This is a genomic window from Bradyrhizobium erythrophlei (genome assembly GCF_900129505.1).
Classification (GTDB): Bacteria; Pseudomonadota; Alphaproteobacteria; order Rhizobiales; family Xanthobacteraceae; genus Bradyrhizobium; species Bradyrhizobium erythrophlei_D.
In genome coordinates, this window is record NZ_LT670818.1 from 6103562 (window position 1) to 6116094 (window position 12533).

Sequence of the window (12533 nt, forward strand, 5' to 3'; positions counted from 1 at the left end):
GGAAGCTGGCGACGGACGATCCCTACAGCACCCGGTAGCGGATCGCGAAGGCGTCGTGCTGCTGGCCGCGGGTTTCCTCGCCTGATGTCGGCGACGCCACGCGGTCGGCTAGATGCCACGGCCCGAACTGCTCGGACGGAGACGGGCTCGCCGGCAGCCGCAGCTTGAACTCGCATTGCGCCCGGCCGGGCAGGTTCAGGATCACGACGCGGTCGGTGGTGCGGTAGGCCAGCGGCACCGTCCCGCGGAGCAGGCTGGAGCCGTCGGCTTCGGCGGCGAGCGCGCCCTGCACCTGGGCCAGCGTCTGGTTGCGGTCGGTATGCAGTTCGACCTGGGTGTCGGCGATGGCGGGTACGGAAGCGTTCGGCAGCCGGATCTCGAATTCGACCGCGGGGCTGGTCGGGTTGATGCCGAGATAGGCCAGCGCGGCATGGCGCATGTCGTAGACCACGAAGGTGACCAGGCTGAACACCGCGGCGGCGGCAACGCCGTGCCGCAGCACATCGCGGGCGCTGCGGTGGCGGCTGCGGAAAGACACGGTCAGGACGATGATCACCGCCAGCGCCATGGCGACGCCCGCGAGCCCCGACATCAGCATGCCGAGCACGCCGTCCGAGCTGTCGTCGGCGAACAGGCCGGTGGTGTCGGCGATGATCTTGAGGAACGAGGCCAGGGAATCGCCGGGGAGCGCGGCCGCATGGGCAGCACCTTTGAGGATCGGGGAGGTGATGTTCATCGCAATTACAGGGTTCGCGGAGACGCTGATACCGGTTCGGGACTGAAAATCGCTGGAACTGTTGCGGGTTGGTCACGGCAACCGCGATTCTGGTTCAACGGGCAGGGCGCTGATTTATTGCGAGGACCGGGCGCGGTCGCTATAGCGGGGGCTTGGCGCTCAGCCGAGGGGGGAAATCCGATGTCGCTTCAGATGGTTTTGCTGCCGGTTTTCGTGATGGTGGGGCTGACCTTCTTCCTGCTGCTCTGGATGGCCTCGGCGCGGGGGCAGGCGTTCAAGGCGCGGGCAACCAGCTACAAGGACGTCGCGCTGGGCGAGGCCAAATGGCCGGCCAGGGCGGCCCAGGTCGGCGATTGCTTCAGCAACCAGTTCGAAATCCCGGTATTGTTCTACGTCCTGATCGCGCTGGCTTTGCCGCTGCGCCACGCCGATCTCTTTATCGTGTTGATGTCCTGGGTGTTCGTGGTCACCCGTTTCGCCCATGCCGGGATTTTCGTGACGTCGAACAACGTTCGGCAGCGCGGGCAGGCGTGGTTCGCCGGCGTGCTGGTGCTGCTGGCGATGTGGATCTACATCGCGCTGAAGATTCTGCTGCTGATCTAACCTCAATCGAAAGCTTCATATGACCCCCGCCGCGCGGCTGTCCGCCGCCATCGAACTGATCGACACCATCGACAAGGAGCGCGTTCCCGCGGCGAAGGCGCTGAAGGAATGGGGCACCGCGCACCGCTTTGCCGGCTCCGGCGACCGCGCCGCGATCTCCGGCCTGATCTGGGACGTGCTGCGCCGCCGCGCCTCGAGCGCCTGGCTGATGGATTCCGATACGCCGCGGGCGCGCCTGTTGGGCATGCTGAAGCTCGAGCGCGGGATGGATGCCGATGGCATCGCCGCTCTGTGCGACGGCGGCCGTTTCGCGCCGGAGCCGCTGAGCGACGCCGAGCGCGCCGCGCTGACCAGTCGGTCGCTGGCCGATGCGCCCGCGCCCACGGCCGGCGATTACCCGGAATGGCTCGACGGCTACCTCGAGCAGGTATTCGGCGATGACCGCGTCGCGGAGGCGGTCGCGATGGCCAGCCGTGCGCCGCTCGACCTGCGCGTCAACACGCTCAAGGCCAAGCGCGAGAAGCTCCTGCACTCGCTGGCCCATCTCGGCGTAACCCCGACGCCGTGGTCGCCAATCGGCCTGCGCATCGAGCTCGGCGCCGATGCCCGCAATCCCGGCATCCATGCCGAGGAGGATTTTATCAAGGGCGCCGTCGAAGTGCAGGACGAGGGTTCGCAACTGGCGGCCCTGCTGTCGGGCGCAAAACCCGGCGAGCAGGTGATCGACCTCTGCGCCGGCGCCGGCGGCAAGACGCTGGCGCTGGCGGCGATGATGGGAGGCAAGGGAAGGCTGATCGCCACCGATCACGACAAGCGCCAGCTCGCGCCGATCTACGAGCGGCTGTCCCGCGCCGGCGTCCATAACGCCGATATCCGCACCCCCAAGGGCGAGGGCGATACGCTGGCCGATATCCGCGCCTCCGCCGATCTCGTGCTGATCGACGCGCCCTGCACCGGGACCGGCACCTGGCGGCGCAATCCCGACGCCAAATGGCGGATGCGCCCGGGCGCGCTCGAGGTGCGGCTGAAGGATCAGGCGACGGTGCTCGACCGCGCCGCCGCATTGACAAAACCGGGCGGCCGCATCGCCTACATCACTTGTTCTGTATTGCCGCCGGAAAACGGCGAGCAGATCCGAAGCTTTGTCGCCCGCCATCCGGAATTCGCCGTGGTGCCGCCTGAGCAGACCGTGACGGCGCTGTGGGACAGAGCGGAAGAATTTTCGGCGGCGACGCTGCAGTCGGCGGAAGGGCTGTTGATGACGCCACGCCGCACCGGGACGGACGGGTTTTTCGTGTCGATCCTGCGACGGCAGGTGTCATAATAGTGAAGCCGATTCGAGCGCTGAATAGGCCGAATAAACCGGGGGGCAGCATGAAGCGACACCAATGGATCGTCTGTTTGGGCGTTGCGGCAATGCTGCTCAGCCTCGTCAGCGGTTCGGCTTTGGCCGACGAGACCGTGACCATCGGCGGCTCTCGCGCCGTGCTGATAAAGCCCGCTTCACCACGAGCGAGCGTGATCCTGATGCCCGGCGGCAGCGGGGCGATCGCGGCGGGCGACCACGGCGATATCCACGGCCTCAACTTCAACCAGCTGGTTCGGACGCGAAACGCCTATGCGGCGCGCGGGCTGGCGGTACTGGTCCTCGATGCCGGTACGTCGCTTTCTGCCGCGGTTCAGTACATGGCCGCGATCAAGCGCCCGGTGACGGTGATCGCCACCAGCCGCGGCACGATCCGCGCCGCCGAGGGCATCGCAGGCGGGGCCCGGCCCGACGCGCTGGTGCTGACATCGGGACTGCTCAGCCCCGAATCCGGCAGCGGCCAGAACGTGGAGTCGATTTTGGGCTCGCCGGCGGCGCTGCCGCGCACGCTGGTGATCCATCACCGCCAGGACGGCTGCAGGCTCACTCTGCCGGCCGGCGTCGATCCGTTCGTGAAGTGGTCCGCCGGCCGCGCGCGGGCGGTCTGGGTGAGTGGCGGGACCGATCAGGGCGACGCTTGCGAGGCCGGCGCCCATCACGGGTTCAACGGCCAGGATGGCCAGGTCGTCGGGATCGCGGCGGGGTTCCGGTGAGGTCGGGCGGCGCGCGGCGGCGAAGATACGCCGTCATTCCGGGATGGTCCGAAGGACCAGACCCGGAATCTCGAGATTCCGGGTTCGATGCTTCGCATCGCCCCGGAATGACGGCTTTGGTCCAAAAAGGGCGTGGATGGCCGGGACGAGCTCGGCCATGACGGTTCGGGAAGGGTTGCGACCCTGCCTCCCGTCGCGTATCTGCTTGCCATGACAGCAGCACAGCCAGCAGCAGAGTCGACGCCTTCAGTGGCCTCGGCGCATGACAAGATTCTGATCGTCGATTTCGGCAGTCAGGTCACGCAACTGATCGCGCGCCGGGTGCGCGAGGAGGGCGTCTACTCCGAAATCGTGCCGTTCCACAAGGCGGAAGCGGCGTTTCTGGCGATGAAGCCGAAGGCGGTGATCCTCTCGGGCGGACCGGAATCGGTCCACGAGGAGGGCTCGCCGCGGGCGCCGCAAGCGATCTTCGATTCCGGCGTTCCCGTGCTCGGCATCTGCTATGGCCAGATGACCATGGCGGCGCAGCTTGGCGGCACCGTCGAGGGCGGCCACCACCGCGAGTTCGGCCGCGCCGATGTCGAGGTCAGGTCCGAAAGCTGCTTGTTCGATTCGACCTGGGGCGTCGGCGAAAAGCATCCGGTCTGGATGAGCCATGGCGACCGCATCACCCGGATGCCGCCGGGTTTTGTGGTGGCCGGCGTCTCGCCGAATGCACCGTTCGCCGTGATCCAGGACGAGAAGCGCAAATATTACGGCCTGATGTTCCACCCCGAGGTCGTGCACACGCCGGACGGCGCAAAGCTGATCCGCAATTTCGTCCGCAAGGTCGCCGGCCTCACCGGCGACTGGACCATGCGCGCCTTCCGCGAGGAGGCGATCGAGAAGATCCGCGCCCAAGTGGGCAAGGGCAAGGTGATCTGCGGCCTCTCCGGCGGCGTCGATTCCGCCGTAGCCGCAGTCCTGATCCACGAGGCGATCGGCGACCAACTCACCTGCGTGTTCGTCGATCACGGCATGCTGCGGCTCAACGAGGCCGAAACCGTGGTCGATTTGTTCCGGCATCACTACAACATCCCGCTGGTTCATGTGGACGCGTCGAAAGTATTCTTAAGCGAACTGGCCGGCGTCACCGACCCCGAACAAAAGCGCAAGACCATCGGACGCTTGTTCATCGACGTGTTCGACGCCGAAGCGAAGAAGATCGCAAATAAAGGTGAAGGATCGGCCGATTTCCTGGCGCAGGGCACGCTGTATCCTGACGTGATCGAGAGCGTCTCCTTCACCGGCGGCCCCTCGGTGACGATAAAGTCGCACCACAATGTCGGCGGCCTTCCGGCGCGCATGAACATGAAACTGGTCGAGCCCCTGCGCGAGTTGTTCAAGGACGAAGTGCGCGTGCTGGGGCGCGAACTCGGCCTGCCCGAAATCTTCGTCGGCCGCCATCCGTTTCCGGGGCCGGGCCTCGCCATCCGCTGCCCCGGCGACATCACGCGCGAAAAACTCGACATCCTGCGCAACGCCGATGCTGTTTATATCGACCAGATCCGCAAGGCCGGCCTCTACGACACCATCTGGCAGGCCTTTGCCGTGCTGCTGCCGGTCAAGACCGTGGGCGTGATGGGCGACGGCCGGACCTACGAATACGTCGTCGGCCTGCGCGCGGTCACCTCGACCGACGGCATGACGGCGGACTTTTATCCGTTCGAGATGAAGTTTCTGGGCGAGACGGCGACGCGGATCATCAACGAGGTCAAGGGCGTGAACCGGGTGGTGTATGACGTGACGTCGAAGCCGCCGGGGACGATCGAGTGGGAGTAGGGGGAGTACCGGGGTAGTATCGGATAGCAGAGGACACTCGAGCGAATCCTGGGCCATCGATAGCAGCCGATAGATTCTAGGCGACCCGCAGATCTGCCGCTCTGTCGGGCGTCTCCCCGCTCTTCGAACGGCGCCCATACGCCGTCAGGCCCACCCCAATCTTCGCGGCTTTGTGGCCTTCAAATATTCGGTCGCGCGCTGCTCGAAGAAGTTAGCGCGCGCGACCAGTTCTCGGCGTCGATCACACGGTCGTAGATCGATTACTGCTCCTTCTTGAACAAATCCTGGAAGATGAGCTGGCCCCAAGTGCGGCCGCGTGCGTGCACCAGCGCGCCACCCTCGTTGAGCTTTCCCAGCTTGACGGGTGCGAACCCGAGTTGTTTGGCCAAGGCCGCCACGGGAGCGATCGCGTCCTCGTCGTCACCAGACAGAAAGACGACCCGGTGCCCGCCCTCGACGATCGGATCGGCAGCCAGGGTGGCCGCAACCAGGTGATTGAAACCTTTCACGAGCTTGGCGCCGGTGAACGCCTTCGCGACGAAGGCGGAGGACGGGAGGCCGTCCAGCTCTTCAAGGAGAACTCCAAACGCGTTCGTCGCGTCGATGACTGTCTTGCCTTCCCAGCTCGGCAGGGCCTTCGCAACCTCGCGATACTCCCCGAACGGGACCGCCAAGATGATTGTGTCGGCCTCGAGTGCATCCCGCAGCGACTTGGCGACGATCGTGGGTCCAATCGCCCGAGCCTGCGGCGCCAACGCCTCGGGCGGCCGGCGGCTCGCGACGGCCACCTTGATGTTCTTACGGGCGAAGGCCCGGGCGAGAGCCTGGCCTACCGCACCGAATCCTACAATCGCATAGCTCATAATACTTCTCCCATCCGCGTTGATATTGATTCCCCGGCCCTTCAGATGGCCGAGAAGCCGCCGTCGACAGACAACTCCACTCCATTCACGAAGCTCGAATCGTCTGAAGCAAGGAACAGTGCGACCGCCGCAATTTCCTCAGGACGACCCATCTTTCCCCGCGGGATCAGGGATTCGAACATCCGCTTCGCTTCCTCGGTGAGAACTTGGTCCTGCATCGGTGTGGCGATCGGCCCCGGGCTCAGCACGTTCACCCGGATATTCCTGCCTTTCAGTTCGTTGAGCCAGGTGCGTGCGAATGAGCGCAACGCCGCCTTGCTCGCCGCATACACGCCGTAACCAGGAAAACCTTTCACCGAAGCAACTGACCCGGTCATGAAGATCGATCCGCCATCGTTGAACAGCGGCAACGCCTTCTGAACCGCAAACAGCGTGCCGCGCGTATTCAGGCCGAAGGTCGCATCGAAATGTTGCTCGGTAATCTCGCCCAGTGGGACGGCTTCGCCCGTGCCGGCGCTCGCGTACAGGACGTCGATCCTGCCCTTTTCCCGCTTGACCGTGTCGAACAGGCGGTCGAGGTCGTCGAGATTGGCCGCGTCGCCGCGCACGCCGGTCACGTTCCGGCCAATCAGCTTGACGGCCTCGTCGAGCGCCTCCTGCCTCCGGCCCGTGATGAAAACATAGGCGCCTTCTTCAACGAACCGCTTGGCGCTCGCCAGCGCCATACCGCTCGATCCACCCGTGATGACTGCAACCTTACCCTCAAGCTTTCCCATGACTTCTCCTTTCGTGGTCGGGACAGCATCTGCCCCCGAGAACCTCGACATGGGTCTGCCGGCGTCAGGCGTTGAGTGCAGAAGCGCGCACATCGGTGGTGCAAAATCGATCCGGCTGGACGACTGACGCCAGCCGCGACGATCGGTGTCCGCCGTTCGGAATTGGGCCGCGCTCGTCGACATAGGCTATGATGACCGCCCGTACTGCTGTACGACGCGTTAGATACGGGCTTTGGAAGGCGCACCGCGCGGTGCTAGATTGCACCATGATCGAGTGGGACGACGTTCGCTACTTTCTTGCCGTCGCGCGTGGGGGCTCGGTCCGAGCCGCCGCCGAGCGCCTCGGGGTGAACCACACCACAGTGCTGCGGCGCATTGCCCAACTGGAGGAGCGGCTGGGGGCGCAGATGTTCGAGAAGCTGCCCTCGGGCTACCGCCTGAGGGCTGCGGGCGAGGAGGTCCTCGAGTTCGCGGAGCAGATGGAGGCGTCGTCGAACCGGCTCGAGACGCGAATCTTCGGGCGCGACCACGGCGTACGCGGACTCCTGCGGGTGACACTGGCGCCGACCCTCGCGACGCACTTGCTCATGCCCGACTTCGCTGAGTTTGCGCGTCTGCATCCGGACATCGAGATGGAAATCCTGTCGTCCGGCGAGCTGGCAAATCTGACCAACCGAGAGGCCGACGTGGCGATCCGCGTCGTCTACGACCGCAAAACCCTGCCGCTCAATCTTCACGGCCTGAAGGGACCGGAGCTGTTCGGCGGCGTCTACATGTCCCGCGATCGACTAGCCGCATGGCGTGCGGGCGCGCCTGATCCCATCCGGTGGATCGTCATAAGCATTCATGGAATTCCGGACTGGGCCAGCGAGGGTGAGGTTCGCACCACGGGGGTTCCGTTCAGGACCACGGACGGCGAGGCGCAGATCGTTGCAGTACGGCAAGGGCTCGGGATGACGACACTGCCGTGCTTCGTCGGAGATGCCGACCCCCTACTGGTGAGGGTGCCGGGCACCGACCTGCACATGCATGGCACGCTCTGGCTTCTCACGCAGGGGGAGACACGCAAGACGAAGCGCGTGCGGCTCTTTACGGAGTTCGTATCCCGCAGGCTCGCCGCGTACGCTCCGCTTCTCGCGGGGCTGTCCATATCGCGCGACTGACGCGCGGCAGGTAGCCGGCAACGCTTGCCGTAATCTGGTCGGAAGCCGAACTGCGATCGCTTGAAGCGGCGTCGTTCAATCCGCGAATGTTGCGCCGTATCGCAATCGGCGCGAGGGCCACACTACTGACGGCGACGGACTTCACCATCGCTGACGGGGCAAGCTCGAGACGCCGCTTTTGCGGAGAACTCCGAGGAAAATAGACCAACCGATATCGATAGTCTTTGAAACCGAGCAAATCGCGGATCGCCGAAGTTAGCCCATCGGGTGCGCGCAAAGCGCGGCTTGATGACAGCCTCTGGCGTAATCCGCCACGATTCATTGGTTTATATCCGTCTTTTGACGTGCTTGAATCATGACGTAAATTAATGTTTGTTGGAGGATGAGCTAAGTCGCTGATTATTTGAGGATTGGTGCCCGCTTGAAGCTGGCTGACAGCCTAAGGACGCCTGGATGGACGGCGTTGCTCGCCGGCGCTTTGATCTGGTTCGGCTTCATCCTTATCAGGCGCGTGGCTGACCAACTGACCAGCATCATCTGCTTCGCGATCGCATCGCTGATCCTGTTCCACGTCCTGTTCTGGCTTCTGCGCGAGGCGACCGACGACAAGGCACTCAAGATCATCGACTACATGTACCTCGGCCTAGCCTTGTGCGGCGTCTTCGGAATCATCGACCTCCAGTCGAAGATCGCCAAGGACAGGTACCAGTTCGTCGTCTCCTATTATTTGCCGGACCTGCAGAAGGTGAAACCCTGTAGGAACCCCAAGGGCAAGGAATGCGATTTCGCTACGTCGATGTTGAATATCATCACCACACCTGACCCCACGTATTTTGCAACGACCAAGCAGCTCTTCACGATGCTGAAGGGGTGGCAGGACTACAAGCTGAATGATGAAGACACGACGAAGTTCGTGAGCAAGTTCAGCGAAATGACAGCGGTGCTCGATGAGGACGTAATGCCCTACCTACGTCTCGCCCGATCCGGCGAAAACCAGTTCATCTGGTACTACATCCTCGCCGCAAGTCTTGCGCTGCGCTTGACCAAGGTGACGGTCGAGCTGTTCAAGTGGCATGTGCCCAAAGAAGATAAGGTAGCGCCTGAGCCAGCCGCGGAAGCCATCGCAACATCTTGAGCTAGAAGCTGTCGGGCTTAACTCCGTAGGCGCGCTCCAGCAGGTAGTCTATCAACTCCTGCCCATCGGTCGCAAAGAGGTCGAAGCCTTCATTCGAAAAGATGTCGTGGTCCTTGTAGGTAACTGCCTTAGTCTCCCGGTAGCTCTTGCGGTTCTCGGGAAAGAAACTATGAGCGAGCGCGTTTCTGAGCGCGTTTAGCCTATTGAGGGTGTCCCTGATGTTTTTAGGGACAGGCTTGATCTCATGGATAAGGCTCATCTTCTGTAGCGGGTAAAGGTTATCGAGGACATGGTAGGCGAAAGCTGAAAATTTTTTGGTTCGCCACAGAGCCTTGTATGAAAAGCCTTTACCGGGCTTTTTGAAGTACACATGGCAGATGACGTTTGAAAGCAGTTCGTCGGCAAGTGTGTACAATGCGACCACGTCTCCGATTATCATCTGTTTCTTGATGATTCTGAGCTTCGGAGTACGTGCGGCTTCTTCGTACTCTTCGATGTGTCGATAGTCTTGTCCTGCGGACGATGCGATGTGTTCAATTTCGGTGATGAGCTTGCGTTGCAATTTGGTCAGTGCCACGGGACTTACCTACATCAATGGTGCGGTGAGCATAATCAGCGGGTGAACAGCGGAAAAGCAGTAGTGAAGAAACGATCGGAGGGTATGCCAAGTGACGGCTGCTTCGCTAGGCGCTGTCTTGCGCAGATATGCGGCTGCTCTCCAGTGCGTACTCGATGCGTCCGTGCCAAGTGTCGGCTATGGCCGCGATCTTCTCGTTGTGAGCTTTCACCGTAGGCAGATTGATGGTGGACCATTCTTCAAGGTGCCGATTGCCCTTGATGCTCTCGGGGTATCGAAAGGTCTGGCCGTTGGTCTGGTCAACCTCGTCGATGCACGTTACGACCTTCTCGAAATAGGCGACATCCTCGTCGGTCGTCTCGATGTTCTTGAGGAGACTCTTTGCCGCGACCCAGTTTTTCCCGAGCGTATGGCCACCCGACTTGAAACGGTGGCCCGTTCCCTTGGCCTCCGAAAGGTCTTTGATGACGTACTTGAGGTAAAGCTCCATAGCGTGGCGGAAATTGAAGCAGATCGGGTATACGATAAGGTCGACGTGATTCCCATCATCCCGCACGTGGGCCAGTAGCGTTTTGGTCGCGTCAAAATAGCCTTTGGCATAATCGTAAAGGTCGTATGGACCGCCGTTGTTACCGACACAGGCGTTCAACTGGTCAAAGTCGATGTGTTTGAACACGTCGTTCTGTTTGAAAGGCGGCTTCATGCTGCGGTGCCGTTGGTTGTGTCCCTGACAAAGGGCTACCTGACGGGACCTTAAGCGTTCGACGTGAAAACGAAAAGCGACAGCTCGTAGGGTGGATTAGCCGCAGGCGTAATCCACCACCTCTTCTGATCAAGTCGTGTTTGCAATGGTGGGTTACGCTTTCGCTAACCCACCCTACGATCCCGGTTATCCGTCACACCGACATGGCGGCGCGCAGTTTATGGCCGACCGCACTTCTGCGTAGCGGCGGCTCATGCTATTCTGAAAAACCTGGGGCGGAGATTTTGCAGCGTGGCGAAGCTCGTCTTCGGATTGAACCAGTCCCTGGACGGCTATGTCGACCACCAGGAATTCGCGCCTGGTCCAGCGCTGTTTCGTCACTTCTACGAGCAAGTGCGCGACCTGACCGGCAGTGTCTACGGCCGCTGCATGTACGAGGTCATGCGCTATTGGGACGAAGACCATCCCGAGTGGGATGCGGAGGAACGCGACTTCGCGGCAGCGTGGCGGAGACAGCCGAAGTGGGTGGTGTCGCGCTCGCTGAAGTCGGTCGGCCCCAACGCCACACTGGTCGGGGATGATTTCGAGGCGGTGATACGCGGGCTGAAGGCTCAGCTCGTTGGGGAGATCGCCGTTGCCGGACCAGAGCTGGCACGAAGCCTGACTGATCTTGGCCTCATTGATGAGTATCGACTCTACTTCCGCCCCATCGTGTTGGGTCGCGGCAAGCCCTTCTTCGCCGGCCCCCGGCCGCCGCTCCGCCTTGTTGCCAGCGATCTCATTGGCGAGGACGCGATCAGGTTGACGTACGTTCCTGCTTGATCACGCCACTGTGGCGGCCGGGTTGCAGCCTGGATCGATGATCAGGGCAATCACGGATTCCATTATTCGCCCTGCCTCGGGAGGCCGTTATAAATGCAGTCGGTAATTGTTGGACGCGGATGGAGCTAGCGCTGCCTCCGCGCAGTTGTTCGGTCACCCCGAGCGCCGGTGCTCCGGTTTTTGATGTGCTCGATGAATGCGCGCAGTTTCGGCAAGACCTGGCGTTTGCCCGGGTGGTAGAGAAAAACCCCGGGTGTCGTGACGGCGAAGCGCGTCAGGAGCGCTTGCAACCGGCCGTCGGCAATCGGCGCTTTGGTGAGCGGCCCAGGCACCAGCGCCAGCCCGACGCCTTGCATCGCCGCCCCGAGCAGGGTCGGATAGTCATGCGCGATCAGCGGCCCCGAGACGATCGCCTCGATCTCCTTGTTGCCGTCGATGAAGGACCAGGGCGCAATGGCGCCGTTCGAGCGGCGCAATCGCAAGCAGGCGTGGTGGCGCAATTCTTCGAGCCGCGCCGGGCGGCCGTGGTTCGCGAGATAACCGGGGCTGCCAACGACCACGAACGGGAACGGCCGCGTCAACGGCACCACGACCATATCAGGCGCTATGAACTGGCCGAGCCTGATACCGGCGTCGAAACGGCCCGCGGCGAGATCGACCATCTCGTCGCTTGCGGCGATCTCCAGTTCGATTTCGGGGTGGGCCTGGCAGAACGAGGCGATCACCGGCTCCAGAATCAACGGAACGACCCCGCGTGGAGCGGCAAGGCGCAACAGGCCGGTGGGACGTTGCCCCAGTTCGCGCGCAGCCTCGCCGGCGGCGACAAGCTCGTCAAAGGCGGCTGCGGTGCGTTCGAGGAAGCGTTGGCCGGCCTCGGTCAGGCCGACGCTGCGGGTTGTGCGGATGAAGAGCGCTGCGCCGACGCGCGCCTCAAGTGTGCGTATCGTCTGGCTCATGGCCGATGCGGTCACGCCAAGTTCCGCCGCCGCTTTGCGGAAATTACGGTGATGGGCAACGCTGAGGAACGCCTCTACGCCGTCGAGCGCGCCCCGCCTGACTGTGAAGTTTCGCTTCATAGTCTATCGACATTATCGCGGATAGTCGGCGGCGGGAAGCGGTAGTACATCGGGCTCGGAAATCAGGAGCCACAGTGATGTCGAGCCCCAACGTTCGCGACATCATGAGCTGTCCCAAAGAACAAAGGTGATCGCCGTGATTCGAGAAACGAGACCGATGAGAACAATCCGAAATGCCG

13 protein-coding genes are annotated in these 12533 nt (G+C 62.6%); 7 read left to right on the forward strand and 6 right to left on the reverse strand.

Going from position 1 to position 12533, the window contains the following annotated elements; translation table 11 throughout:
* Window positions 1-22: 22 nt before the first annotated feature.
* Complete coding sequence (locus tag B5525_RS28230; RefSeq protein WP_338075205.1) at window positions 23-736, reverse strand: acriflavin resistance protein; 714 nt, start codon at window positions 734-736, stop codon at window positions 23-25.
* Between the two features lie 180 nt (window positions 737-916).
* Here B5525_RS28230 and B5525_RS28235 point away from each other — a divergent pair, with 180 nt between their 5' ends.
* The 4 genes from B5525_RS28235 to guaA all read left to right on the forward strand — a co-directional run bounded on the left by B5525_RS28235 (window position 917) and on the right by guaA (window position 5239).
* Window positions 917-1339 (forward strand): MAPEG family protein, encoded by a 423-nt coding sequence (locus tag B5525_RS28235; RefSeq protein WP_079568940.1) that lies wholly within the window; start codon window positions 917-919, stop codon window positions 1337-1339.
* Between the two features lie 19 nt (window positions 1340-1358).
* Complete coding sequence (locus B5525_RS28240) at window positions 1359-2663, forward strand: RsmB/NOP family class I SAM-dependent RNA methyltransferase (RefSeq protein ID WP_079568941.1); 1305 nt, start codon at window positions 1359-1361, stop codon at window positions 2661-2663.
* Window positions 2664-2755: 92 nt separating this feature from the next.
* Window positions 2756-3418: an alpha/beta hydrolase gene (locus tag B5525_RS28245; protein ID WP_425305328.1), complete on the forward strand. Its 663-nt coding sequence runs from the start codon at window positions 2756-2758 to the stop codon at window positions 3416-3418.
* Window positions 3419-3628: 210 nt separating this feature from the next.
* Complete coding sequence (guaA, locus tag B5525_RS28250; RefSeq protein WP_079573877.1) at window positions 3629-5239, forward strand: glutamine-hydrolyzing GMP synthase; 1611 nt, start codon at window positions 3629-3631, stop codon at window positions 5237-5239.
* 260 nt (window positions 5240-5499) lie between these two features.
* Here guaA and B5525_RS28255 read toward each other — a convergent pair whose 3' ends face one another.
* Both B5525_RS28255 and B5525_RS28260 read right to left on the reverse strand, forming a co-directional pair.
* Window positions 5500-6102 carry an NADPH-dependent F420 reductase gene (locus tag B5525_RS28255; protein WP_079568943.1) on the reverse strand — a complete coding sequence of 201 codons (603 nt, stop codon included), beginning with the start codon at window positions 6100-6102 and terminating at the stop codon, window positions 5500-5502.
* A gap of 41 nt (window positions 6103-6143) precedes the next feature.
* Window positions 6144-6878 carry an SDR family NAD(P)-dependent oxidoreductase gene (locus B5525_RS28260; protein WP_079568944.1) on the reverse strand — a complete coding sequence of 245 codons (735 nt, stop codon included), beginning with the start codon at window positions 6876-6878 and terminating at the stop codon, window positions 6144-6146.
* A gap of 266 nt (window positions 6879-7144) precedes the next feature.
* Between B5525_RS28260 and B5525_RS28265 the strand changes: the two genes are divergently transcribed.
* Together B5525_RS28265 and B5525_RS28270 are read left to right on the forward strand one after the other, a co-directional pair.
* Window positions 7145-8041: a LysR family transcriptional regulator gene (locus B5525_RS28265; protein WP_079573879.1), complete on the forward strand. Its 897-nt coding sequence runs from the start codon at window positions 7145-7147 to the stop codon at window positions 8039-8041.
* A 421-nt stretch (window positions 8042-8462) separates the two neighbouring features.
* The gene (locus tag B5525_RS28270; RefSeq protein ID WP_154073478.1) at window positions 8463-9176 is read left to right on the forward strand and encodes a hypothetical protein; all 714 of its coding nucleotides are present in this window, start codon (window positions 8463-8465) and stop codon (window positions 9174-9176) included.
* Between the two features lies 1 nt (window position 9177).
* Here B5525_RS28270 and B5525_RS28275 read toward each other — a convergent pair whose 3' ends face one another.
* Entirely contained in the window at window positions 9178-9753 is a 576-nt protein-coding gene (locus B5525_RS28275) for a hypothetical protein (RefSeq protein WP_079568946.1), read from the reverse strand.
* A 106-nt stretch (window positions 9754-9859) separates the two neighbouring features.
* Window positions 9860-10456 (reverse strand): hypothetical protein, encoded by a 597-nt coding sequence (locus tag B5525_RS28280; RefSeq protein ID WP_079568947.1) that lies wholly within the window; start codon window positions 10454-10456, stop codon window positions 9860-9862.
* A gap of 291 nt (window positions 10457-10747) precedes the next feature.
* Between B5525_RS28280 and B5525_RS28285 the strand changes: the two genes are divergently transcribed.
* Window positions 10748-11278, forward strand: a complete 531-nt coding sequence (locus B5525_RS28285; protein ID WP_079568948.1) for a dihydrofolate reductase family protein — start codon at window positions 10748-10750, stop codon at window positions 11276-11278.
* A gap of 125 nt (window positions 11279-11403) precedes the next feature.
* Here the strand turns inward: B5525_RS28285 and B5525_RS28290 are convergent, their stop codons facing one another.
* Window positions 11404-12354 carry a LysR family transcriptional regulator gene (locus B5525_RS28290; RefSeq protein ID WP_079568949.1) on the reverse strand — a complete coding sequence of 317 codons (951 nt, stop codon included), beginning with the start codon at window positions 12352-12354 and terminating at the stop codon, window positions 11404-11406.
* Window positions 12355-12533: the final 179 nt, after the last annotated feature.

Excerpts from the sequence above, each read along its gene's own strand:
- B5525_RS28230 (WP_338075205.1), bottom strand. The coding sequence starts at position 736 with ATGAACATCACCTCCCCGATCCTCAAAGGTGCTGCCCATGCGGCCGCG.
- B5525_RS28235 (WP_079568940.1), top strand. The coding sequence starts at position 917 with ATGTCGCTTCAGATGGTTTTGCTGCCGGTTTTCGTGATGGTGGGGCTG.
- B5525_RS28240 (WP_079568941.1), top strand. The coding sequence starts at position 1,359 with ATGACCCCCGCCGCGCGGCTGTCCGCCGCCATCGAACTGATCGACACC.
- B5525_RS28245 (WP_425305328.1), top strand. The coding sequence starts at position 2,756 with ATGCTGCTCAGCCTCGTCAGCGGTTCGGCTTTGGCCGACGAGACCGTG.
- guaA (WP_079573877.1), top strand. The coding sequence starts at position 3,629 with ATGACAGCAGCACAGCCAGCAGCAGAGTCGACGCCTTCAGTGGCCTCG.
- B5525_RS28255 (WP_079568943.1), bottom strand. The coding sequence starts at position 6,102 with ATGAGCTATGCGATTGTAGGATTCGGTGCGGTAGGCCAGGCTCTCGCC.
- B5525_RS28260 (WP_079568944.1), bottom strand. The coding sequence starts at position 6,878 with ATGGGAAAGCTTGAGGGTAAGGTTGCAGTCATCACGGGTGGATCGAGC.
- B5525_RS28265 (WP_079573879.1), top strand. The coding sequence starts at position 7,145 with ATGATCGAGTGGGACGACGTTCGCTACTTTCTTGCCGTCGCGCGTGGG.
- B5525_RS28280 (WP_079568947.1), bottom strand. The coding sequence starts at position 10,456 with ATGAAGCCGCCTTTCAAACAGAACGACGTGTTCAAACACATCGACTTT.
- B5525_RS28290 (WP_079568949.1), bottom strand. The coding sequence starts at position 12,354 with ATGAAGCGAAACTTCACAGTCAGGCGGGGCGCGCTCGACGGCGTAGAG.